The sequence below is a fragment of the Micromonospora sp. CB01531 genome (genome assembly GCF_001905095.1).
GTDB lineage: Bacteria > Actinomycetota > Actinomycetes > Mycobacteriales > Micromonosporaceae > Micromonospora.
Map to the genome: position 1 here is coordinate 64,107 of NZ_LWLS01000073.1, position 21,416 is coordinate 85,522.

Genomic DNA, 21,416 nt, shown 5'->3' on the forward strand with positions numbered 1-21,416 from the left:
CCCAGCTGAAACGAAGGAGGGGGCATGGTCGCGATCGGCCTGTCGGCGGGCGCCGTGGCCCGGGTCCGGTTCGCGCTCTCCTGCCTCTGGGAGACCGTCGCCAGTGTGCGGGTGCTCCGCGACCCCGGCCAGCACGCGATCCACCTGCCCTGGGTGAATCGGGTCCGGCCGCGCCTGGCCGAGGCGGACCTGATCGGCCCGGACCGCCTGCTGTGGCACCTCGTCCCGCCCGCGCCCGGCTACCTGGCCGACTTCCTCACCCCGCCGCCCGCCGGCCTGGCCCCCGACCTGGGGCAGGAGTTGGCCGCGCTGCGCGGCACCCCGTCGGGGACTGTCCGCGCCCACCTGGACCTCTACCCCGGCCCCCGGCCACCGGCGCTGTCCGCGCTCTACGCCGACCCGGAGGACGGGCTGCACCGGCTCGCCGACGAGATCGAGGCGTACTGGCGGCTGGGCCTGGCCGGCGACTGGCCCCAGATCCGGGCCCTGCTCGAGGCGGAGGTGTTCCGGCGGGCCCGCCGGCTGGCCGAGGACGGCGCGGCCGGGCTCCTCAATGACCTGCACGAGCGGGTCCGCTGGGAGGGCGACGCCCTGCTGATCAGCCAGCGGCACTGCACCGCTCCGGACGTGCCCGACGGCAGCGGGCTGGTCCTGGTGCCGTCGGTCTTCGTCTGGCCGTCCGTGCTCAGCATCGCCGCCGGGGACGTGCCGCAGCTGGCGTACCCGGCCCGGGGCCTCGGTGCGCTGTGGGCCTGCCCGCCGACGGCGCCGGACGCGCTCGGCGCCGTGCTCGGGCGGGGGCGGGCCCGGCTGCTCGCGGCGCTGGACGCGCCGCGGTCGACCACCGAGCTGGCCCGGCACACGGGCCTCTCCCCGGCTGGCGTGTCGCAGCACCTCACCGCGCTGCGCGCGGCCGGCCTGGTGGTGACGCACCGGCAGGGCCGGTCCCTGCTGAGCAGCCGGACGGCGGTGGCGGAGGCGCTGCTGACCGCGTCGGCGTGAGCGGTGGCTGACGGGCCGGAGAAACAGGAAGGCTCGTCACCGGTGTCCGGTGACGAGCCTTCTGCTCATCGAGGTGGTGGGCGATACTGGGTTTGAACCAGTGACCTCTTCCGTGTCAAGGAAGCGCGCTCCCACTGCGCCAATCGCCCTCGTCTATTGCCGAGGTGGAGACGGGATTTGAACCCGTGTACACGGCTTTGCAGGCCGTTGCCTCGCCTCTCGGCCACTCCACCGAGGTTGCCCCCGACATGCCTGGCGGCAGCTCCGAGCGGACGACGGGATTCGAACCCGCGACCCTCACCTTGGCAAGGTGATGCGCTACCAGCTGCGCTACGTCCGCGTGCCCCCGGTGTTACCCGGCGACGGATGAGAACTTTAGCCGAGCCGGGGAACGGTTGCCAAATCGGGTCCCTTTCCGGGCGCGTCCGGGTGACAGGCCACGCCGCCCGCAGAGCTTCCTAGGAGGCAGGTGCCTGGCGCCGGAGCCGGGCGGCAAGGATCACCTCGGCGACACGCCGGCCGGGACTGTCCGGCTTCCGACTGTTGGCCGTACGACCGGCCGCGTCGGTAACTCCCCGTGGTCAAACCCATGGGCTACGGTAGCGATCGTGACGAGACGCGCCGCCGAGATCCGCCTGGATGCCCTGCTCCGCACGGCCTGTGACGTGATCGCGGAACGTGGAATCGCCAACACCCGCACGGCCGACGTGGCGGAGGCCGCCGGGGTCAGCCAGGCGCTGGTCTTCTACCACTTCGCCACCAAGGACCGGCTGCTCGCGCAGGCGTTCGCGTACGCCGTCGAGCAGGATCTGGCCCGGCTCGACGCGGTCCTCCGCTCCTCCGCCCCGCCGCTGACCAAGCTGCGCCGGATGCTGCGCCTCTACGCCCCGACCGGCCGGTCGACCTCCTGGTCCATCTGGATCGACGGCTGGGCGGAATCGCTGCGCACCCCCGAGTTGGAGAAGCTCTCCCGCCGGCTCGACCTGCGGTGGCGGCAGGACCTCGCCGCGGTGATCTCCGACGGGGTCGCCGACGGCACCTTCGACTGCCCCGACCCGGCGGGCGCGGCGTGGCGGATCAGCGCCGTGATGGACGGCCTCGCCGTGCAGCTCTCGGTGCACGAGCGCGTGATCACCCGGCGGCAGATCGCCGAGTGGGTCCGGCTGGTGGCCGCCCGTGAGCTGGGCCTGGAGCCGGCTCAGCTCGACTGACGTCGACCGTCCGGCCCTCGACGCGGTAGCCCGGGCGTCTTCGCACGCATCGCCAATCGCGGGGGGAAGCTATCACCGACCGTGGTGAACCGGTCACGCCTGTGCCGCGACCCGCCTGGGAGCGCCGGCGGGCGGCGCCGAGGCGTACGACAGAATCAGCCGGTGTCCGACCTGTCCGCGGCCTTCGTCCGGCTGCACGCCCGGCTCGCCCCGGTCGCCTTCGTCCCCGAGGTGCGGCTACACCAGGCCGACGAGCCCATCGGGCTCTGGGAGCTGACCGAGGGCGAGTTCCACAGCGCGCAACCCCCACCGTTCTGGGCCTTCGCCTGGGCCGGCGGGCAGGCGCTCGCCCGGCACGTCACCGACCACCCCGACCTGGTCGCCGGGCGGCGGGTGCTCGATCTCGCCACCGGATCCGGCCTGGTCGCCATCGCCGCCGCCCGAGCCGGCGCGGCGTCCGTGCGGGCCGTCGAGGTGGACGAGCGGGCGGTCGCGGCCGTCGCGCTCAATGCCGAGGCCAACGGGGTACGCGTCGACGCCGAACTCGGCGACATCCTCGACGACGATGCCGGCGGCGCCGAGGTGGTGCTCGCCGGGGACGTCTTCTACAGCGCGGCGATGGCGCGGCGGATGCTGCGCTTCCTGCTCCGGGCCGCCCGGTCCGGGGCCCGGGTGCTGGTCGGCGACCCCGGCCGGGCGTTCCTGCCCCGCGAGCGCTTCCACCAGTTGGCCGCCTACGACGTGCCGGTGCCGGAGGCGCTGGAGAGCGTACGGGTGAAGCACACCACGGTGTGGGAGCTGAACCCGGCTCCGCCGGGAGCCGCCCACTAGCGTGACGCCCGTGCTGTTCCGGGGCTGGGAGTCCGTCGAGGGCCGGTGGCCCGACGTGGCCACGGTGGTCGACCACGTCGGCGTGCCGCAGCTGGTGGTGACCCGGCACGCCCTGGTCCGGCAGCTGCTCACCGACCCGGCGACGTTCCGGCCGGACAACGCCCTCGACGCGGTGACCCCGGTCCCGGTGGCCGCCCTGCGGCTCCTCGCCGGCCACCGGTTCCGACTCCCCCCGACCCTGGCCAACAACTCGGGGGCCAGCCACCCGGAGATCCGCGGCATCGTCGCCGACGCGCTGCACCCCAACCGGGTGACCACGCAGCAGCCCTGGCTGACCGACCTGGTCCGGCGACGGGTGGCCCGGCTCGCTGCCGCCCTCGACGCGGGCGAGCCGGTCGACCTGTACGCCGAACTCGCCGCCGACCTGCCGCTGCTGGTGCTGGCCCGCCTGGTGGAGCTGCCGGACGCCCCGGTCGGCGCGGTCAAGGACTTCGCCCGGGCCGCCCTGGAGCTGTTCTGGGCCCCACTGGCCGAGGACCGGCAGCTCGCGCTCGCCGCCGAGGTCGGCCGGTTCCACACCGTGCTGCGTGCGTTCGCCGCGACCGGTGGCGGGCTGGCCGCCCGGCTGCGCGACGCCGGGCACTCCCCCGACGTGGTCGTCGGCGCGCTCTTCTTCCTGCTGGTCGCCGGCCAGGAGACCACCTCGCAGTTCCTCACCCTGCTGCTGCACCGGCTGGCCGGCGAACCGTCGGTCCGCGCCGGGCTGCGCGCCGGCGAGATCCCGGTCGCCGACGTGGTCGAGGAGGGGCTCCGCCTGGAGCCGCCGATCGTCACCTGGCGACGGGTGGCGGCGGTGGACACCACGCTGGGCAGCACCCCCGTCGCGGCCGGCACCAGCATCGTGGCATGGCTGGCCCGGGCCGGCCGAGACCCGGAGGTGGTCGCCGCGCCGAGCGAGTTCCGGCCGGGGCAGCGCGGCTCCCGCCGGCACCTCGCCTTCGGGGCCGGGGCGCACCGCTGCGTGGGGGCGCAGCTCGCCCGGATGGAGGCGGCGGTGGTGGTCGCCGAGGCGGCGCCGCTGCTCGACGGGGTGACCGTGGTCCGCCCGCCGTGGTGCCCGGACAACCTCACCTTCCGGATGCCGGACGCGTTCGTGGTGCGCCGGGCCTGAGCCGCCCGAGGCAGCGGGCCCGGACCTGAGCCGCCCTGGGGAGCGGGCCCGGGCCTGACGAAAGTCAGGGTGAGTCGACGCCGATCGGCAGCGGTGCCGCCACCCGCCCGTCGCCTAGCGTCGGAGCATGATCACACTACGTGCGTTGACGAAACGGTTCGGGACGGCGACCGTGGTCGACGGCCTGACCGTCGACATCGGACCGGGGCAGGTGACCGGCTTCCTCGGCCCCAACGGCGCCGGCAAGTCCACCACCATGCGGATGGTGCTCGGCCTGGACCGACCGACCGCCGGATCCGCCCTCGTCAACGGCCGGCCGTACCGGGAACTGCGGCACCCGCTGCACGAGGTGGGCGCGCTGCTGGACGCCACCGGCATCCACCCGACCCGCTCCGGCCGGTCCCACCTGCGGGCGATGGCCCGCAGCAACGGCATCCCCGCCGGCCGGGTGGCCGAGGTGCTCGACCTGGTCGGGCTGGACGGGCGCGCCGCCGACAAGCCGGGGCGGGCACTGTCGCTGGGCATGGGCCAACGGCTCGGGATCGCCGGCGCGCTGCTCGGCGACCCGCCCGTGCTGCTGCTCGACGAGCCGGTCAACGGCCTCGATCCGGACGGGGTGCGGTGGATCCGCCGGCTCACCCGGACCCTCGCCGACGAGGGACGGACCGTCCTGCTCTCCAGCCACCTGATGAGCGAGATGCAGCAGACCGCCGACCGGGTCATCGTGCTCGGCAAGGGTCGGCTGGTCGCCGACGCGCCGCTGGCCGAGCTGATCGCCGCCGGCCCGGCCGCGTCGGTCCGGGTACGCGGCCCCGAACCGGCCGGCCTGGCCGCGCTGGGCGCCCGGCTGACCGCCGAGCGGGCGACCGTGACCGCGTACGACACGGACGGCCTGACCGTCACCGGCGCCTCCGCCGGCCGGGTCGGTGACCTGGCGTACGAGCTGGGGGTGCGGCTGCACGAGCTGACCCCGGTGGCCGCCTCGCTGGAGGAAGCGTTCCTGGAACTCACCGCCGACAGCGTCGAGTACGCCGCCGGCCCGGCCGGAAACGAGGCCCGATGACCACCCTGCCCACCGTCCCGCCGACCACCCGGCCGGTGTCCCGGACCGCCCCGACGACCGGCCCGTTCGCCGGTGCCGTCGCCGCCGAGTGGACCAAGCTGTGGTCGGTCCGGTCCACCTGGTGGACGCTGCTGGCGGCGGCGCTGACCATGGCGGCCACCGCTGCCCAGCTGGCCATCTACGCCGTCAACGCCAACACCGACGACGACCCGACGGTCAACCCGGGCATCCTGCCGGTCGGCGACATCGTGACCGGCTCGCTGGAACTCACCCAGTACGTCGTCCTCGCTCTCGGGCTGTTCGCCGTCACCAGCGAGTACGCCACCGGCACCATCCGCACGACGCTGCGCTGCACCCCGTCCCGAGGCCGGGTGCTGCTGGCCAAGGCGGTCGTGGTCGGCGTCGTGACGTTCCTGGTCGGGCTGCTGCTCGGCGGCGTCGGCGCGGCGGTCGCCCGGCCGGTGCTGGGCGAGTGGGGTCGCGCCCCGCTCGGCGGAACCCTCGGCGACGTGGCCGCCTCGGCCGCGTACCTCGCGCTGGTCGGCGTGCTGGCGCTCGGGCTGGCGGCGGCGCTGCGCGGCGCGGTGCTCACCCTGACCGTGCTCTTCGCGCTGCTGATGATCGTGCCGCTGTCGCTGCAGGAACCGGGGATCACCGTGCTCACTCGGATCGCCGACGGCTTCCCCGGCGTCGCCGGCAGCCACTTCCTGACCGGGGACACCGAGCCGTACCCGGCGGCGGCGGGGCTGCTGCTGCTCGCCAGCTGGGCGGTGGCCGCGCTGCTGCTCGGCCGGTACGCGCTGGGCCGCCGGGACGCGTGAGCGAGGGCGGGGCTGGTCAACCGGCCGGTGGCACCAGCCCCGCCTCGTACGCGAGGATCGCCGCCTGCACCCGGTTGCGTACGTCCAGTCTGGTGAAGATGCTGGTCAGGTAGCTCTTCACGGTGCCCTCGACGAGGTGCAGCCGGCGGCCGATCTCGGCGTTGGACAGCCCCGCCCCGACCAGGGCCAGCACCTCCCGCTCCCGGTCGGTCAGCCCGGCGAGGCGGTCCCGGGCCTGCGGCCGACGGGCCATCCGCCCGCCGCTCAGCTCGATCACCCGGCGCGCCACCCGGGGCGACAGGTACGCCCCACCGTCGGCCACCGCCCGGATCGCGACGAGCAACTCCCGGGGATCACCCGACTTGAGCAGGAACCCGCTCGCCCCCTGACCGAGCGCCCGGGCGATCAGGTCGTCCTCACCGAAGGTGGTCAGCATGAGCGTGGCGGTCTCCGGCACCAGCCGGCGGATCTCCGCCGCCGCGCTGATCCCGTCCCACCTGGGCATCCGGATGTCCAACAGCGCCACCCGGGGCCGGCGGGCGCGGACCAGCTCCACGGCCGCGTGGCCGTCGCCGGCCTCGCCGACCACCTCGATCGCCGGGTCGGCGGCCAGGATGGCGCGCACCCCGGCGCGGACCATCGCCTCGTCGTCGGCGAGCACCACCCGCAGGGGGTGCCCGTGGTCGTCGGTCACTGCGCGATCCGCTCCTTGCTGACCAGCCGGCCGTCGGAGAAGCAGAGCCGCCAGGTCGGCTCCGCGAAGGGGAAGTTGCCGTCGGTGTAGTACTCACATGCCCCGGGGTCGTCCTCCGCCGTCGGCGGGGCCGCCTGCCGGCGGGGCAACCCGAGGCCGTCCCTTGGGTCGCCGACCCGCAGCCGCTCGTACCCGACCCGATCGAGCACGGCACCCGCCGTGGCGAGCGGGTAGTAGACCAGGGCGAGCACGAGCCCGAGAACGGCCGGCGCGCCGAACGCCATCAGCAGGCTGCGCCGCACCCGGCGGCGGGCGTCCCGCAGCCGCCGTGCCTCCTCCCCGGGTTGCCCGTCCAACGCTCGGCCGGGACCGCCCGCGGCCGGCCCGCCGTCGGTCCGGCGCGCCACACCGCCTGCTCCGGACGCCGCACCAGCGGGCACCGCGGCCGGGAGTGGCCGGGTTTCCGCGCCGGCCGCCGCGTCGGCGGTCAGCGGCAGCCGTACGGACACCTGGAAGCCCCCGTCCCGGGGGCCCGCGTCGAGCGCCCCGCCAGCGAGGCGGACCCGCTCGCGCAGGGCGAGCAGACCGCTGCCATCGGACGTCGGCCCCGGCAGCGGCCCGGCCGGCGGTGCCGCGTTCACCACACCGACCGCCACCTCGTCGCCGGTCCGCTCGACGGTGACGGTCACCGCGGCGCCGGGCGCGTACCGGGCGGCGTTGGTCAGCGCCTCGCGCACCACCCGATGGACGGTGTGCGCGGCCAGCGAAGGCAGCGGGCCGACCTCCCCGGCGGCCCGCAGCGCGACCGTCATCCCGGCGTCGCGGGCACCGTCCACCAGCTCCGCCACGGTCTCGCCGGCCGGTCGCAGCGAGCCCGGCCGGTCCTCCCGGAGCACGCCGATGATCTCGCGCAGCCGCTCGGTGGCCGCGGCCACGCTGACGCGCAGCTCCCCGGCCGCGGCCCGGTGCGCGGGAGCCAGGTCGTGTGCCACCTCCAGCGCGGCGGCGCGCAGCGCGATCAGGCTCAGGTCGTGGCCCAGCGAGTCGTGCATCTCCTGGGCGATCCGGGCCCGTTCCCGCAGCCGGATCCGGTCGACCGCGCTGTGCCGCTCACGCTCCTCCGCCTCGGCATGCCGCCGCTCCGCCTGCGCCAGCGCCCGCTGCTGCCGCCGGTGCCGCCCGAGCAGCCAGGGGAACACCCCGGCGAAGAGCAGCACCGAGGCCAGCAGGAACCAGGTCTCCGGCTCGGTGCCGAGCAGCCCGAGGTTGAGCGCGCTCCCGCCGACCGCGATGGCGCCGAAGACCGCTGCCGGTCGCCCCGTGCCGGTGCTGCGCCGCCCCGCGAGAAAACTGAACACCGGGATGGCGAAGACGAAGTTGCCGTCGAGCAGCGAGCCGAACACCACCGCCACCAACGCCGCCAGGGGCAGCCGCCGGCCGAGCGCCACCGCGAGGGCGAGCAACGCCAGCGACCCGACCAGCAGCGGCACCGCGTACCGGGGATAGGGCGGGGTGACCCCGGCGTACGCCACCGGCGCCGACACCGCGGCCCACAGCAGCAGGTCGCCGACCCACCGCCGGCCGGTCGGCCCGCGGTCGGGGTCCGGGCGTCCCGCCCACCACCAGCGCAGTTCCACGGCGGCCACGGTACCGACGGCCGGCCGGACCGGGCACCGACGAAAGTCAGGTGGTCAGCTCGCGTCCTCGGCCCAGGCCCGCCAGTCGTCGAGCACCCCGTACAGGGCGGGGGTGAGCCAACCCGGGGCGGACCGGCGGAACACCCCCGGGTCCATCGCGCCGGCGCCCATCGGCACCGCGCCCAGCAGGTTAGGCACCAGGTCGGACAGGTTGAGCCAGTGCACCAGCTCCGGCTCGGCCGGCCAGGCCCCGATGACCACCCCGGCGGGGACCGCCCGCCGGTCCAGCGCCTCCAGGGTGAGGGCGGTGTGGTTCAGCGTGCCGAGCCCGGCGCGGGCCACCACCACGGCCGGCGCGCCCAGCGACACCGCCAGGTCGGCCACCGTCCAGGGCTCACCCGACGGCCGCAGCCCCATCGGTACGAGCAGCCCGCCGGCCCCCTCCACCAGCACCAGATCGTGCTTGTCGGTCTCCTCGCGGATCGCGTCGACGGCGGTGTAGAGCTCCAGCGGCGGCAGCTCCGCGACCCGGGCCGCGGCCAGCGGGGCGAGCGGGTCCGGATAGCTGGCCAGGGTCCGGCCGGTGAAAGGGGCGGCCAGCCGGGTCACCGAGTCCACGTCGCCGGGCTCGCCGGTCGCCGTACCGGTCTGGCCGGGCTTGACCACCGCCACCCGCAGCCCGGCGGCCTGCGCGGCGGCCGCGATCGCCGCGGTCACCACCGTCTTGCCCACCTCGGTGTCCGTCCCGGTCACCAGCACCGGCCCGGTCCAACCAGTCGTCATGAGGCCACCTCGGTTCGCGACTGCGGGGCTCGCAACCCCGGCTCACTCCTCGCGCTCACGGTGCCGCTCTCGGTTCGCGACTGCGGGGCTCGCAACCCCGGCTCACTCCTCGCGCTCACGGTGCGCACTCCACGATGACGTCCAGGGCCCGGCCGAAGTCCGCCCGCGCCACCCCGGCGCCGATGGTCAGGCGGAGCCGGGAGCGGCTGTCCGGCGTGGACGGCGGCCGGAAGCAGCCCACCGCCACGCCCCGGTCCCGGCAGTCGGCCGCCCACGCGGTCGCCGCCTCCGGGCCGGGCGCGGTCACCGACACCACCGCCGCGTCGGGCGCGGAGACGTCCAGCCCGGCCCCGCCCAGCCGGCGTACCGCGAGGGCAGCCCGCTCGGCGAGCTCGGCGCGCAGTTCGTCGCCGGCCCGGGCCAGCCGCACCGCGGCCAGCACGCCGGCCGCGACCGCCGGGGGCAGCGCGGTGTCGAAGATGAAGGTGCGGCCGGTCTCCACCAGGTGCCGGACGAACTCCGCCGGCCCGGCCACCACGCCGCCCGCGCCCCCGAGCGCCTTGGAGAGGGTGGCGGTCACCACCACGTCGGGCTCGCCGGCCAGCCCCGCCGCGACCACCCCGCCGGCCCCGGCCGGACCGGTGACGCCGAGCGCGTGCGCGTCGTCGACCAGCAGCAGGGCACCGTACCGGCGGGCGACGGCGTGCAGCGCGGCCAGTGGGGCGAGGTCGCCGTCGACCGAGAAGACCGACTCGGTAACCACCACCGCGGGCCGACCCGGGGCGGCGGCCAGCGCGGCGGCCACCGCGTCGACGTCGGCGTGCGGGGTCACGACGGTCTCCGCACCGGAGATCCGGCACCCGTCGATCAGCGAGGCGTGGTTGTGGGCGTCGGAGACGAGCAGCGTACGCGGCTGCACCAGGCCCCGGACGGCGGCGAGGTTGGCCAGGTAGCCGGAGGAGAAGACCAGCGCCCGGTCGGTGCCGAGCCAGTCGGCCAACGCGTCCTCCAGCGCGTGGTGCAGGTCGGTGGAGCCGCGCACCAGCCGAGATCCGGTGGCCCCCAGCCCGTACGCCGCAAGCGCCGCCGCGGCGGCGGCGGTGACCTCCGGGTGGGTGGCCAGGCCGAGGTAGTCGTTGCCGGCCAGGTCGACCACGGCGTCGCCGGCCGCGCGCGGGCGGAGCGTACGGGTGAGCCCCGCCTTGGCCCGCAGCTCGGCGCGGCGGTCGAGCGCCGCCAGCCAGTCCGCCACCGTCCCGCCCTTCCCGCCGATCGTCGCCCCTCGGGCGCTTCCGCCGGGCGAAATTACCACCCGGCTCGGCAGCCCCGGCGGATCCGCTCCGGGGTTGACTTCAACCTCGCTTCAGCTTCGATGCTCCGCGGATGAGAAATCCGACGCGCCGGATGGCCGCACTGCTGCGCCGCGGGGTCGAAGTCGCCCTGTTGCTGGCCGCCGCCGACCCGAGCCTGCCACCGCCGGCCCGGGCGCTGCTGGTTGACGCGCTGGTCACCCCCGACGCAGAGCCGATTTCTCCTCGACAACCGGGCTTGTAGGGTACGAGACATGCCAGAGATCCTCGACCAGGCCCGCACCCGGGTGCTGGAGAACGGCGTCGGCCTCGACGAGGCCGGTGTCCTCGCCGTGCTGAACCTGCCCGACGAGCACCTGCCCGCCGCGCTCCAACTCGCCCACGAGGTACGGATGCGCTGGTGCGGCCCGGAGGTCGAGGTCGAGGGCATCGTCTCGCTGAAGACCGGCGGCTGCCCCGAGGACTGCCATTTCTGCTCCCAGTCCGGCCTGTTCACCTCGCCGGTCCGCTCAGTCTGGTTGGACATCCCGGCGCTGGTCGAGGCGGCGAAGCAGACCGCGGCGACCGGGGCGACCGAGTTCTGCATCGTGGCCGCGGTGCGCGGCCCGGACGCCCGGTTGATGAAGCAGATGCGCGAGGGCGTGGCCGCCATCAAGGCGGAGGTGGACATCCAGGTCGCCGCCTCGCTGGGCATGCTCACCCAGGAGCAGGTCGACGAGCTGGTCGAGATGGGCGTGCACCGCTACAACCACAACCTGGAGACCTGCCGCTCCTACTTCCCGAACGTGGTCACCACGCACTCCTGGGAGGAGCGCTGGGAGACCTTGACGATGGTCCGGGAGTCCGGCATGGAGGTCTGCTGCGGCGGCATCCTCGGCCTCGGCGAGTCGGTGGAGCAGCGGGCCGAGTTCGCCGCGCAGCTCGCCGAGCTGGACCCGCACGAGGTCCCGCTCAACTTCCTCAACCCCCGCCCCGGCACCCCGCTCGGCGACCGTCCGGTGGTGGAGGGCAAGGACGCGCTGCGGGCCATCGCCGCGTTCCGCCTGGCCATGCCGCGCACCATCCTCCGGTACGCGGGCGGCCGGGAGCTCACCCTCGGCGACCTGGGCACCCGGGACGGCCTGCTCGGCGGCATCAACGCGGTCATCGTCGGCAACTACCTGACCACGCTGGGCCGGTCGGCGACCGACGACCTGAAGCTGCTGGACGAGCTGAAGATGCCGGTCAAGGCGCTGTCGGCGACCCTGTAGAGACCCACCTGGTGAGGACGACGTGACCGAGCTTGTCGAGCCCGCGACGGCGCGGCGCTGGTGCGACCGCTGTGGTGAGCCGGCCGACGCCGGCGCGCACGCGGCCTGCCAGGCGGCGCGCGAGCTGGAGCCGCCGCGCTACTGCGCCCACTGCCGCCGCCGGATGAAGGTGCAGGTCGTGCCGACCGGCTGGTCGGCGGTCTGCGTCGAGCACGGCGAGAGCCGGGGCTGACGTGCTGCAGGGGCGGGCGGTGACGTTGCGACCGGCGACGGACGCGGACGTGCCCGCCCTCGCCGCGATCCGCGCCACCCCCGAGGTGAGGCGCTGGTGGCGCGGTGGCGACGACCTCGCCGAGGCGGTCCGCGCCGACCTGGCCGACGACGACCTGACCGTGTACGCCATCGAGCACGACGGCCGGGTGGTCGGCGCCATCCAGTGGTACGCCGAGACGGACCCCGACTACCGCCACGCCAGCTTGGACATCTTCCTCGACCCGGCGGTACGCGGCGCCGGCCTCGGCGGGGACGCCATCCGCACCCTGGTCCGGCACCTGGTCGACGAGTACGGCCATCACCGGTTCACCATCGACCCGGCGGCGGCGAACACGGCGGCGATCCGCGCGTACGCGAAGGTGGGCTTCCGCCCGGTGGGCATCATGCGGCGGTACGAGCGCGGCGCGGACGGGCGCTGGCACGACGGTCTCCTCATGGACCTCCTCGCCCACGAACTGCCCGACTGAGTCAGCCGTCCCAGACCAGATGGCCGTCGGGTAGGCGGCGGGCACCCGCCGCGGGGCGGTGCGGACTGAGCCGGCCGTCCGGCATGAGGTGCCGCACCGGCACCCCCCGACCGAGTGCCGAAACGTCGGCGATGAGCCGCCGGTGGCAGCGCCACCATACGCTCTCGCTGCACATCACCGCCGTCGTCCCCCGGGCCGCGTCGGCCAGCACCTCGTCCAGCGCCGCGTCGAACTCCGGCGTCCGGGTGTAGGCGGCGTACGCCCGGAACGCGGCGACCGTCCACCAGGTGTCCGGCTCCGGTTCCCCGGCGCGCACGTGCCGGCGACCGCCGAGGCGGGGCTCCCAGCGGTAGGCGATGCCCCGCTCCGGCAGCCAGCGCTCGAGCGCCTCCCGTCGGACGTCCGGGTTGGTCCGGCTGGCCGGGTACCGCCGTACGTCCACCACGAGGGCGATCCCCGCACCGGTCAGCAGTTCCCCCAACCGCTCCCGGTCGGCCGCCCCGTGCCCCACCGTCAGCAACACGTACCCCAGGTTGCCCCGAATCTTGGGCGCTTATCGTTCGAACACGAACGGCAGGTGTCCGAGATCGGTGGCTGGTCCTGCGTCGGAGCGTCGATCCGCGTTACATCGGCACGCACCCGAAGTGGTCCGGCAGCTCAGGCCGAACGTCCGATGTCGCCGGTTCGGGGCCAGCGTGCGATCATGTGCCGTCACCTCTCCCCATCTCGGAGGATTCCTCATGCCACAGCGTCGGCACGTGGCGCGCGCGGCTCTCACCGCAGCCGCCGCCACGGCCCTCCTCGCTCTCGCCACCCCCGCTTGGGCGTCCAGCACCATCCCGCTCAACCCGGCGCACAAGGCCTCCACCGCGGCCGGTTTCCAGCAGGAGTGCAGCGACGAGCGGTTCGCCGACAGGGCGGACAACCAGGACGGCTGGCACTTCGTCCTGCCCGGCGGCAACGCGTCCGGGAACTTCGAGAGCCTGAGCCTGACCTTCACCGACGGGACCACTAACGTCGAGGTGAAGATCCCGGACGCGTCCGACGCCTACCCGGACCACCTCTACTCGACCGGCGGCAACAACGGGCGCACCATCCACGCGTACCTGTTCACGCCGGCCGGCTGGACGCTGGTCGACGGCAGCGCGGTGATCAGCGGCACGGCGGACAAGTTCAACCTGAGCCACACCTGCGCCGGCACCGGCGGCGAAGAGTCGCCGTCGCCCTCCCCGTCGCCCTCCTCCTCCGAGTCGCCGACCCCGTCCGAGTCGCCGTCGACCTCCGAGTCGCCGTCGGCCTCCGAGTCGCCGTCGGCCTCCGAGTCGCCGTCGGCCTCGGAGTCGCCGTCCGGTTCCACGTCGGAGACCCCCACCGGCGGCACCTCGGTCTCGCCGAGCACCTCGGTGGGTGGCGGTGCCGGCGGTGGCAGCGAGGGTGGTCTGCCGCTCACCGGCGTGGCCGCGACCAGCATCGCGCTCACCGGCGTTCTACTCATCGGTGGCGGCGTCGTGCTGATGACCCTGCGTCGTCGCCGGGACAAGGTCACCTTCACCAGCTGACCTCCGCGCTACCTGGGAACCGGCCGTCGGACCTTCCGGCGGCCGGTTCCGTCATTGTGGGGACTGACCGGACCGGCGGAGCCACGAAACGACAGGCGCTGCATACGATCTTGAAGTGGATGCTCTGAACCCCCACCGCACCGCGGTCGTCCTGATCGACCTCCAGCGTCGCATCGTGGACCTGCCCACCGCCCCGCACACCGGCGCCGAGGTCGTCGACCGGTGCGTCGCGCTTGCCGAGGCGGCCCGCGCCGCCGGAGCCACCGTCGTGGTGGTCAGGGTCGACCGGCCCGGCGCCGAGCCGCAGCCTGCGGGGAGCGAAGTGCTTCCCGAGGCGGCGCCGCGCGACGGCGACGTGCTGGTGGTCAAGCACAGCTGGGGCGCCTTCCATGAGACCGGCTTGGACGCCACGCTGCGCGCCCGAGGGGTGGACACCCTGGTGATCGGCGGGCTGGTCACCAACTTCGGCGTCGAGCAGACCGCCCGGATCGGCGACGAGATCGGCTATCGGGTGGTGCTGCCGCACGACGCGATGTCCGGGTTGGACGAATACGCGCACGAGTTCGCGGTCGACTACGTCTTCCGCCGGCTCGGCACGGTCTGCACGACGGCGGAGGCGATCGCGGCACTGCGCGGCTGAACCCCGGCGGGCATTGACGGACAACCCGGCCGCCGGGCCGCCGGACGTGGATCACATAATCGATTACTTTCGATAGAATGCCTACGTATTCCCAGGTGAAAGCCAATGCGGGACGACCATAGCCGGCGCCAACCGGTGGACCCGGCGTCCTGGCATACGAGCGTACGGTTGCCCGCGCGCTCGATCGCGCGGGACAGTACGCCTCACCAGCGGTGCCATCGACGCCGCCGCTCCCTGGACAACCCTGAGGAGATCGCGATGGCTCTCAGACTCGCCGACGGCACCTCCTGGTCCGACACCCTCGCCCGCGCGGTGGCCGCCACGCCGGAAGCCTTCGGCACCACGCCGGGCGGCACCGCCACCCTGCACAACCTGATCGAAGGCGGGTGGCAGGCGGTCGGCGCGCCGACCCCGGTACGCACCCCCGTCGACAACACCGTCCTGGTGAACCTGGCCCGGCTCGACGCCGACGCGGCGCGCCGGGCCGTCGCGCACGCCGCCACCGCCCACCGGGACTGGGCCCGGACCCCGCTCGCCGACCGCAAGGCCCGGGTCACCGAGGCCCTCGACGCGCTCACCGCCCACCGTGACCTGCTCGCCATGCTGCTGGTCTGGGAGATCGGCAAGCCGTGGCGGCTGGCCTGCGCCGATGTCGACCGCGCCCTGGACGGCGTGCGCTGGTACGTGCAGGAGATCGACCGGATGCTCGCCGATGGGCGCGAACCGCTGCCCGGCCCGGTCAGCAACATCGCCTCCTGGAACTACCCGATGAGCGTGCTGGTGCACGCCGAACTGGTGCAGCTGCTCGCCGGCAACGCGGTGATCGCCAAGACCCCGTCCCAGGGCGGCGCGGTCTGCCTCACCGTGGCGCACGCCCTGATGCGCCGCGCCGGGCTGCCCGCCACCCTGGTCTCCGGCAGCGGCGAGGAACTCTCCGAGGTCCTGGTGCGCGCCCCGGAGATCGGCGCGGTGGCGTTCGTCGGCGGCCGGTCCAACGGCGGCAAGGTGGCCGCGGCGCTGCTGGACTCCGACAAGCGGCACTTCATCGAGCAGGAGGGCCTCAACGCCTGGGGCATCTGGAACTTCTCCCAGTGGGACCTGCTCGCCGCGCACCTGAAGAAGGGCTTCGAGTACGGCAAGCAGCGCTGCACCGCGTACCCGCGGTTCGTGGTCCAGCGGGACCTGGTCGACGAGTTCCTCGACATGTACCTGCCGGTCGTCCGCTCCGTACGCTTCGGACACCCGCTGGCCGTCGGCGCCGACTGGTCGGCCGGCGACCCGCTGCCGGAGCTGGACTTCGGCCCGCTGATCAGCTCCGCCAAGGCCGATGAGCTGCGCCGCAAGGTCGACGAGGCGGTACGCGGCGGCGCCGTGCCGCTGCACCGGGGCAAGCTCGATGGGGCGCCCTTCCTCGACGGGCAGGACACCTCCGCGTACGTGGCGCCGGCCGTGCTGCTCGCCCCGCCGGGGCGGTCCCGGCTGATGCACGCCGAGCCGTTCGGCCCGGTCGACACCATCGTCGTGGTGGACACCACCGACGAGCTGCTGGCGCAGATGAACGCCTCCAACGGCGCGCTGGTCGCCTCCCTCGCCTGCGACGACGAGGAGCTGGCCGGCAAGCTCGCCGTCGACCTGCAGGCGTTCAAGGTGGGCATCAACAAGCCCCGCTCGCGCGGCGACCGGGAGGAGCCGTTCGGCGGCCGGGGCGCGTCCTGGAAGGGCGCGTTCGTCGGCGGCGACCTGCTCGTGCAGGCGGTCACCGTGGGCGGCGACGGCCGGCTCTACGGCAACTTCCCCGACTACAGCAGCTACCCGACGACCTGACGACCCGGGCAGGGCCCCCGCACCGGGGGCCCTGCCGGGTCGCCGTCCCCCGCACCGGAGGTCGGCCAGGTGGCGCCAGGTCGGCGCCGGTACCGGTCACCCGCCCGACGTCGGTGTACCGCGCCGTTGCGGCACCCGGCGCGTGGGCGACCGTCCAGTCAGGGCGACCGTCGTACGGCCGCGTCGGCCGGCCGAGTCACCTCGGCCCGGCGCGCCCGCAGCGGCACCGTCACGGTCAGCACGCTGCCGTCCCGGTCCACCGAGGTCGGCCGGTCCAGCCGGCGTACGGCGCGCAGCATCGGGGTGTTCGCGGCGTGCACGTGCAGCAGCACGGCGGCGTAGCCGACCCGCTCAGCGTGCCCGAGCAGCCGCCGCAGCAGGGCCGAGCCGAGGCCGCGCCGCTGCCAGTCGTCGCGGACCAGCAGCGCAACCTCCGCCAAGTCCCCCTCACCGAGCAGGTTGGCCAGCGCCACGACCGGCTCCGCCTCCCCGCCGGAGTCGGCCGTGGCGACCAGGGTGAGCCCGCCGGCCGGCTCCAGCAGCCGCCGCAACCGGGCTGGTGACGGCCGGGCGCCGCTCAGGTAGCGCCGCTGCCGGCTCCGCGCCGAGCAGGTCTCGTGCAGCTCCAGCACCCCCGGCAGGTCGTCTGCGGTGGCCGGCCGGACCAGCACCCCGGCCGAGTCGGGCAGCACCAGGGTCACCCGGTCGGCGTCGCGCCGGGCGACCGTGGCGGCGAGCTCCACCAGCGCCTGGGCGCGGGCGTACTCGGCCGGCGTGAAGCTCGGCTCGCGGCGGCACAGCTCGTACGACCCGCCCGACGGGTCGGCCAGCAGCATCGTCCTCGCGCCCACCCCGCCCAGCGGGCCGGCCGGCGTCGGCAGCCAGGCCACCGAGTCGGCGCCGAGCAGGCCACGCAGCGCCTCGCCGGCCGCCTCCGGGTCCCGGACCAGCCGGGTGGCCAGGCCGAGCACCCGGGTGGGCTGGTCGGCCAGGCCGCGCGCCTCGCTGCGCGCCACCCAGCAGTCCCGGCCGCGTCCCCGCTCGACGGCCGCCCGCAGATCGGCCTCGGTGAGCTGGTCGGGCGCGTCGACCAAAAAGTCGTCGACCGCGCCCACCTCGGTGGTGTGCACCTGCACGGTGAGGATGTTGACCCCGCGCAACGCGAGGCTCGCCGTGAGCACCGACAGGTATCCCGGCCGGTCCTCCACGGTGGCTCGGATCCGCCACAGCGCCATGTCTGCTCCTTTCCCCCACCACCAGACCCTGCCGCGCCGCTGTTACGGGTCCGTTGCCCGGCGGTGACGCGGCGGGCACCCGTCACGTGACGCTGGTCACCGACGGCGCGCCGACCAGATCGAGCCGGTCGCCGAGGATCACCGCGCTGGCGCGGACCAGTTGGGCGAGCCGGTCCACCTCGGTGGCGTGGAACGCCGGGGCGGTGAGCGGCTCGGTGCGGTCCCGCGCCACCACCAGCACCAGGCCGGCGCGCCCGAACGGGGCGACCGCGTGGTGCCGGCCGTCCGGGCCGGCCATCGCCCGAGCCCGCAGCGGGGTCACCTCCGGCAGCCCGGGCGGGGTCGGCGTCCGCCAGCTCGCGTGCCCGACGGTGGCCGCACCCGCACCGCCGCGGGACGCCCAGTCCAGCGGTACGACCGCGGCCACCGCCCAGTCCGCGGCGAGCAGCCCCGGCACCGCGTCCACCAGGGTGGCGATCCCGTCGGTCGGGTTCGCCGCGATCTGGGCGAGCAGTTCCGCGTCCTGGCCGCCGGTGGTCGGCGCGCCGATCGCCCGCCACACCCCGTCCACGTGCACGCCGGGGATGGCGGCCAGCCCGGCCAGGAGACGTTCCACCCGCGCCGCGCCCGGCCACACCACGGTGAAGTCGTCCACCGCCCGGCCACCGAGCCGTTCCAGCACCACCACCTGCACGATGTCGGCCCCGGACACGCCGAGTGTGCGGGCCACCTGGCCGAGCGTGCCGGGCCGGTCCGGCAGGGTCACCCGAACTCTCAGCAGCATGTCTGATCCCTCCGCTCGGCGGGCCGGCCGAGACGGCCGGCAGGCTGGGCTCCAGCCTGCCGGTTGACCATTTCGCCCCGGTTGCAGCGCCATGTCCCGCCGGGAAAATCCGACCTTGACAAGAAAGCTGAGCTGCCATCAACTAATCGGATGACCGATCCGGCCGTCGACGCACCCTCGACCGGTTCGGCCCCGGGAGGCCTCGACCTCGAACGACTCGCCGCGTACCTGGCGGCGCACCGGCCCGAGCTGGCGGCCGGGCCGCTGACCGCGCGGCTGATCGCCGGAGGCAAGTCCAACCTGACCTACCTGCTGCGCAGCGGCGACCGGGAGCTGGTGCTGCGCCGCCCGCCGCTCGGGCACGTGCTGGCCACCGCGCACGACATGGCCCGGGAGCACCGGGTGATCGCCGCGCTCGCCCCCACCGAGGTGCCGGTCCCCGCCGTGCTGCTGCTCTGCCCCGACGACACGGTGATCGGCGCGCCGTTCTACCTGATGGAAAAGGTCGACGGCGAGGTCTACCGGACCCGGGCACAGACCGACCCGCTCACCGCCGGGCAGCGGCGCGACCTGGCCATGGCGATGATGGACACCCTCGCCGCGCTGCACACGGTCGAGCCGGCCGCGGTCGGGTTGGCCGACTTCGGCCGCCCCGACGGCTACCTGGCCCGGCAGGTACGCCGCTGGGCCGGCCAGCTCGACCGGTCCCGCAGCCGCCCGCTGCCCGGCATCGACGAGGTGCGCGACGCGCTCGCCGGCAGCGTGCCGGAGGGCGCGAACGCCGGCCGGATCGTGCACGGCGACTACCGGCTGGACAATCTCCTCGCCGCGGTCGACCCGGTCGCCGTCCGGGCGGTGCTCGACTGGGAGATGGCCACCCTCGGCGACCCGCTGGCCGACCTGGGGCTGCTGCTGACCTACTGGGACATGCTCGGCGACAGCGACGCCGCCGACGGCAACCCGGTCGCCGACGGCCTCGGCCCGCGCGCCGGCTTCCCCACCGGAGCCGAGCTGATCGACCGGTACGCCCGCCGCAGCGACGTCGACGTCGGCCCGCTGCACTGGCACGTGGCGCTCGGCTGCTTCAAGCTCGCGGTGATCTGCGAGGGCATCCACTACCGGCACACCCTCGGGCAGACGCTCGGCGGCGGCTTCGACCGGATCGGCGAGCTGGTGGCCCCGCTGGTCGAGCACGGTCTGCACGCGGTCAGGGGCAAATGATGGACTTCGCGTACGACGCCCGTACCGTCGAGCTGCGCGACCGGCTGGCAGCCTTCCTCACCGAGTGCGTGTACCCGGCCGAGCCGGTGCACGCCGAGCAGGTCGCCGCCGCCGGCGACCCGTGGGCGCGCCCGCCAATCACGGCCGAGCTGAAGGCCGAGGCCCGTTCGCGGGGCCTGTGGAACCTCTTCCTCCCTGATTCCCGGTACGGCGCCGGCCTGACCAACCTCCAGTACGCCCCGCTCGCCGAGCTGACCGGGCGCAGCCCGCACCTGGCCCCGGAGGCGCTGAACTGCGCCGCCCCGGACACCGGCAACATGGAACTGCTCGCCGAGTTCGGCTCCGCGGCGCAGCGGGACCGCTGGCTGAAGCCCCTGCTGGCGGGAGAGATCCGCTCCGCGTTCTGCATGACCGAGCCGGAGGTGGCCTCCTCCGACGCCACCAACATCGCCACCCGGATCACCCGGGACGGCGACACCTTTGTCATCAACGGCCGCAAGTGGTGGTCGTCCGGGGCGATGGACCCGCGCTGCGAGATCCTCATCGTGATGGGCAAGACCGACCCGGGCGCCGAGCGGCACCGCCAGCAGAGCATGATCCTGGTCCCCCGGGACACCCCGGGCGTGACCGTACGCCGGGGCATGACCGTGTTCGGCTACACCGACGCCCCGCACGGCGGCCACGCCGAGATCGACTTCTCCGACGTACGGGTGCCGGCGGAGAACCTGGTCGGCACCGAGGGCGACGGCTTCGCCATCGCCCAGGCCCGGCTCGGCCCGGGGCGGATCCACCACTGCATGCGGCTGATCGGGATGGCCGAGCGGGCCCTGGAGCTGCTCTGCCGGCGGGCGCTGGACCGGGTCGCGTTCGGCCGGCCCCTCGCCGAGCAGGGCGTGGTCCGGGAGTGGATCGCCGAGTCCCGGGTGCGCATCGAGCAGGCCCGGCTGCTGGTGCTCAAGACCGCCTGGCTGATGGACACCGTCGGCAACAAGGGCGCGCACACCGAGATCCAGGCCATCAAGATCGCCACGCCGCCGATGGCCGAGTGGGTGATCGACAAGGCCGTCCAGGCATACGGCGGGGCCGGCGTCAGCCAGGACACCCCGCTCGCCGCCCTGTGGGCGCAGGCCCGCACCCTCCGCCTGGCCGACGGCCCCGACGAGGTCCACAAGGCCTCCCTGGCCAAACGCGAACTCCGCCGCTGGTCCTGACCCCACCCCCGCCGGCCTCCGGGTTGATCATGAGGTTAGCCGGGACGAACCGGGCAAATCACACCGCTAACCTCATGGTCAACGCGCCGGGGGCGCGCGGCACGGTCGAGGCTGGGGGTTGGCGACAGCTCCGGTTTTGTGGGCATTCATAGTCGGACATTCACATGTATTGTGGGTGTGTGAAGCTGTCGGACTGGGCACGCGAGCAGGGCGTGACCTATCAGACCGCTTGGCGGTGGGCGAGGGACGGCAGGATGCCTGTTCCTGTCCGTCAGGCGCCGTCTGGTACGTGGATCGTGGAAGAGGCGCGGTCCGCGGCCGGTCGGGTGGTCGCCTACTGCCGCGTGTCCTCCAGTGATCAGAAGGGTGACCTGGACCGCCAGACCGTGCGGGTTGTGGAGACCCTGTTGGTCATTCTCGGTTCAGGCA

At 74.5% G+C, this 21,416-nt stretch carries 22 protein-coding genes, 3 tRNA genes and 1 pseudogene; 16 read left to right on the plus strand and 10 right to left on the minus strand.

The genetic code is table 11. The features are described from left to right. The first annotated feature begins 24 nt into the window (after positions 1 to 24). Positions 25 to 1,002 (plus strand): ArsR/SmtB family transcription factor, encoded by a 978-nt coding sequence (locus A6A27_RS21190; RefSeq protein ID WP_073836380.1) that lies wholly within the window; start codon positions 25 to 27, stop codon positions 1,000 to 1,002. 74 nt (positions 1,003 to 1,076) lie between these two features. Here A6A27_RS21190 and A6A27_RS21195 read toward each other — a convergent pair. The 3 genes from A6A27_RS21195 to A6A27_RS21205 form a co-directional block, all read right to left on the minus strand. Continuing rightward, positions 1,077 to 1,151, minus strand: a tRNA-Val gene (locus tag A6A27_RS21195). Positions 1,152 to 1,164: 13 nt separating this feature from the next. After that, a tRNA-Cys gene (locus A6A27_RS21200) sits at positions 1,165 to 1,235 on the minus strand. A 34-nt stretch (positions 1,236 to 1,269) separates the two neighbouring features. Beyond that, positions 1,270 to 1,342, minus strand: a tRNA-Gly gene (locus A6A27_RS21205). 268 nt (positions 1,343 to 1,610) lie between these two features. Here A6A27_RS21205 and A6A27_RS21210 point away from each other — a divergent pair. The 5 genes from A6A27_RS21210 (at position 1,611) to A6A27_RS21230 (ending at position 6,099) form a co-directional block, all read left to right on the plus strand. Then, the gene (locus tag A6A27_RS21210; protein ID WP_073836381.1) at positions 1,611 to 2,213 is read left to right on the plus strand and encodes a TetR/AcrR family transcriptional regulator; all 603 of its coding nucleotides are present in this window, start codon (positions 1,611 to 1,613) and stop codon (positions 2,211 to 2,213) included. A 162-nt stretch (positions 2,214 to 2,375) separates the two neighbouring features. Then, the gene (locus A6A27_RS21215) at positions 2,376 to 3,044 is read left to right on the plus strand and encodes a class I SAM-dependent methyltransferase (protein ID WP_073836382.1); all 669 of its coding nucleotides are present in this window, start codon (positions 2,376 to 2,378) and stop codon (positions 3,042 to 3,044) included. 1 nt (position 3,045) lies between these two features. Continuing rightward, complete coding sequence (locus A6A27_RS21220; RefSeq protein WP_073836383.1) at positions 3,046 to 4,215, plus strand: cytochrome P450; 1,170 nt, start codon at positions 3,046 to 3,048, stop codon at positions 4,213 to 4,215. Positions 4,216 to 4,342: 127 nt separating this feature from the next. Beyond that, positions 4,343 to 5,278 carry an ABC transporter ATP-binding protein gene (locus A6A27_RS21225; RefSeq protein ID WP_073836384.1) on the plus strand — a complete coding sequence of 312 codons (936 nt, stop codon included), beginning with the start codon at positions 4,343 to 4,345 and terminating at the stop codon, positions 5,276 to 5,278. Beyond that, positions 5,275 to 6,099, plus strand: coding sequence for an ABC transporter permease (locus tag A6A27_RS21230; protein ID WP_083672749.1), 825 nt, complete (start codon positions 5,275 to 5,277; stop codon positions 6,097 to 6,099). Before A6A27_RS21225 ends, A6A27_RS21230 begins: the two co-directional genes overlap by 4 nt. Before the next feature lie 16 nt (positions 6,100 to 6,115). On the opposite strand, the gene A6A27_RS21235 is transcribed toward A6A27_RS21230, so the two are convergent. From A6A27_RS21235 to A6A27_RS21250, 4 genes are all read right to left on the minus strand, one after another. Continuing rightward, complete coding sequence (locus tag A6A27_RS21235) at positions 6,116 to 6,793, minus strand: response regulator (protein ID WP_073836385.1); 678 nt, start codon at positions 6,791 to 6,793, stop codon at positions 6,116 to 6,118. After that, positions 6,790 to 8,430 (minus strand): sensor histidine kinase, encoded by a 1,641-nt coding sequence (locus tag A6A27_RS21240; protein WP_241825372.1) that lies wholly within the window; start codon positions 8,428 to 8,430, stop codon positions 6,790 to 6,792. Before A6A27_RS21240 ends, A6A27_RS21235 begins: the two co-directional genes overlap by 4 nt. A gap of 54 nt (positions 8,431 to 8,484) precedes the next feature. Continuing rightward, positions 8,485 to 9,213, minus strand: a complete 729-nt coding sequence (gene bioD, locus A6A27_RS21245) for a dethiobiotin synthase (RefSeq protein ID WP_073836386.1) — start codon at positions 9,211 to 9,213, stop codon at positions 8,485 to 8,487. Positions 9,214 to 9,328: 115 nt separating this feature from the next. Then, positions 9,329 to 10,465: an 8-amino-7-oxononanoate synthase gene (locus A6A27_RS21250; protein WP_073836387.1), complete on the minus strand. Its 1,137-nt coding sequence runs from the start codon at positions 10,463 to 10,465 to the stop codon at positions 9,329 to 9,331. Positions 10,466 to 10,596: 131 nt separating this feature from the next. Here A6A27_RS21250 and A6A27_RS44325 point away from each other — a divergent pair, with 131 nt between their 5' ends. Genes A6A27_RS44325 through A6A27_RS21265 form a run of 4 tightly spaced genes read left to right on the plus strand, consistent with a single transcriptional unit; the run spans position 10,597 to position 12,513 of the window. Continuing rightward, positions 10,597 to 10,767: a hypothetical protein gene (locus A6A27_RS44325; protein ID WP_158074022.1), complete on the plus strand. Its 171-nt coding sequence runs from the start codon at positions 10,597 to 10,599 to the stop codon at positions 10,765 to 10,767. 10 nt (positions 10,768 to 10,777) lie between these two features. Continuing rightward, complete coding sequence (gene bioB, locus A6A27_RS21255; RefSeq protein ID WP_073836388.1) at positions 10,778 to 11,773, plus strand: biotin synthase BioB; 996 nt, start codon at positions 10,778 to 10,780, stop codon at positions 11,771 to 11,773. Positions 11,774 to 11,795: 22 nt separating this feature from the next. Next, positions 11,796 to 12,005: a biotin synthase auxiliary protein BsaP gene (gene bsaP / locus A6A27_RS21260; protein WP_073836389.1), complete on the plus strand. Its 210-nt coding sequence runs from the start codon at positions 11,796 to 11,798 to the stop codon at positions 12,003 to 12,005. Between the two features lies 1 nt (position 12,006). After that, positions 12,007 to 12,513 carry a GNAT family N-acetyltransferase gene (locus A6A27_RS21265; protein WP_073836390.1) on the plus strand — a complete coding sequence of 169 codons (507 nt, stop codon included), beginning with the start codon at positions 12,007 to 12,009 and terminating at the stop codon, positions 12,511 to 12,513. A gap of 1 nt (position 12,514) precedes the next feature. Here the strand turns inward: A6A27_RS21265 and A6A27_RS21270 are convergent, their stop codons facing one another. Beyond that, on the minus strand, positions 12,515 to 13,036 hold the full coding sequence (locus tag A6A27_RS21270; RefSeq protein ID WP_073836391.1) for a DUF488 domain-containing protein: 522 nt from the start codon (positions 13,034 to 13,036) through the stop codon (positions 12,515 to 12,517). Positions 13,037 to 13,253: 217 nt separating this feature from the next. Here A6A27_RS21270 and A6A27_RS21275 point away from each other — a divergent pair, with 217 nt between their 5' ends. The 3 genes from A6A27_RS21275 (at position 13,254) to A6A27_RS21285 (ending at position 16,536) form a co-directional block, all read left to right on the plus strand. Continuing rightward, positions 13,254 to 14,072 carry a hypothetical protein gene (locus A6A27_RS21275; RefSeq protein WP_073836392.1) on the plus strand — a complete coding sequence of 273 codons (819 nt, stop codon included), beginning with the start codon at positions 13,254 to 13,256 and terminating at the stop codon, positions 14,070 to 14,072. Between the two features lie 115 nt (positions 14,073 to 14,187). Next, positions 14,188 to 14,712, plus strand: coding sequence for an isochorismatase family protein (locus tag A6A27_RS21280; protein ID WP_073836393.1), 525 nt, complete (start codon positions 14,188 to 14,190; stop codon positions 14,710 to 14,712). A gap of 258 nt (positions 14,713 to 14,970) precedes the next feature. Then, a complete protein-coding gene (locus A6A27_RS21285) occupies positions 14,971 to 16,536 on the plus strand; it encodes an aldehyde dehydrogenase family protein (RefSeq protein ID WP_073836394.1) in 1,566 nt (521 codons plus the stop codon). 158 nt (positions 16,537 to 16,694) lie between these two features. Here the strand turns inward: A6A27_RS21285 and A6A27_RS46065 are convergent, their stop codons facing one another. Both A6A27_RS46065 and A6A27_RS21295 read right to left on the minus strand, forming a co-directional pair. After that, the gene (locus A6A27_RS46065) at positions 16,695 to 17,771 is read right to left on the minus strand and encodes a GNAT family N-acetyltransferase (RefSeq protein ID WP_073836395.1); all 1,077 of its coding nucleotides are present in this window, start codon (positions 17,769 to 17,771) and stop codon (positions 16,695 to 16,697) included. A gap of 82 nt (positions 17,772 to 17,853) precedes the next feature. Further along, on the minus strand, positions 17,854 to 18,555 hold the full coding sequence (locus A6A27_RS21295) for an amino acid-binding protein (RefSeq protein WP_073836396.1): 702 nt from the start codon (positions 18,553 to 18,555) through the stop codon (positions 17,854 to 17,856). A gap of 150 nt (positions 18,556 to 18,705) precedes the next feature. Between A6A27_RS21295 and A6A27_RS21300 the strand changes: the two genes are divergently transcribed. The 3 genes and pseudogenes from A6A27_RS21300 to A6A27_RS45560 all read left to right on the plus strand — a co-directional run. Beyond that, complete coding sequence (locus A6A27_RS21300; protein WP_073836397.1) at positions 18,706 to 19,776, plus strand: phosphotransferase family protein; 1,071 nt, start codon at positions 18,706 to 18,708, stop codon at positions 19,774 to 19,776. Next, positions 19,776 to 20,987, plus strand: a complete 1,212-nt coding sequence (locus A6A27_RS21305; protein ID WP_073836398.1) for an acyl-CoA dehydrogenase family protein — start codon at positions 19,776 to 19,778, stop codon at positions 20,985 to 20,987. Before A6A27_RS21300 ends, A6A27_RS21305 begins: the two co-directional genes overlap by 1 nt. Before the next feature lie 179 nt (positions 20,988 to 21,166). Beyond that, positions 21,167 to 21,416, plus strand: a pseudogene (locus A6A27_RS45560) (recombinase family protein); the annotation flags it as partial.

Excerpts from the sequence above, each read along its gene's own strand:
- A6A27_RS21190 (WP_073836380.1), top strand. The coding sequence starts at position 25 with ATGGTCGCGATCGGCCTGTCGGCGGGCGCCGTGGCCCGGGTCCGGTTC.
- A6A27_RS21225 (WP_073836384.1), top strand. The coding sequence starts at position 4,343 with ATGATCACACTACGTGCGTTGACGAAACGGTTCGGGACGGCGACCGTG.
- A6A27_RS21230 (WP_083672749.1), top strand. The coding sequence starts at position 5,275 with ATGACCACCCTGCCCACCGTCCCGCCGACCACCCGGCCGGTGTCCCGG.
- bioD (WP_073836386.1), bottom strand. The coding sequence starts at position 9,213 with ATGACGACTGGTTGGACCGGGCCGGTGCTGGTGACCGGGACGGACACC.
- A6A27_RS44325 (WP_158074022.1), top strand. The coding sequence starts at position 10,597 with ATGAGAAATCCGACGCGCCGGATGGCCGCACTGCTGCGCCGCGGGGTC.
- bioB (WP_073836388.1), top strand. The coding sequence starts at position 10,778 with ATGCCAGAGATCCTCGACCAGGCCCGCACCCGGGTGCTGGAGAACGGC.
- A6A27_RS21275 (WP_073836392.1), top strand. The coding sequence starts at position 13,254 with ATGCCACAGCGTCGGCACGTGGCGCGCGCGGCTCTCACCGCAGCCGCC.
- A6A27_RS21285 (WP_073836394.1), top strand. The coding sequence starts at position 14,971 with ATGGCTCTCAGACTCGCCGACGGCACCTCCTGGTCCGACACCCTCGCC.
- A6A27_RS46065 (WP_073836395.1), bottom strand. The coding sequence starts at position 17,771 with ATGGCGCTGTGGCGGATCCGAGCCACCGTGGAGGACCGGCCGGGATAC.
- A6A27_RS21295 (WP_073836396.1), bottom strand. The coding sequence starts at position 18,555 with ATGCTGCTGAGAGTTCGGGTGACCCTGCCGGACCGGCCCGGCACGCTC.
- A6A27_RS21300 (WP_073836397.1), top strand. The coding sequence starts at position 18,706 with ATGACCGATCCGGCCGTCGACGCACCCTCGACCGGTTCGGCCCCGGGA.
- A6A27_RS21305 (WP_073836398.1), top strand. The coding sequence starts at position 19,776 with ATGGACTTCGCGTACGACGCCCGTACCGTCGAGCTGCGCGACCGGCTG.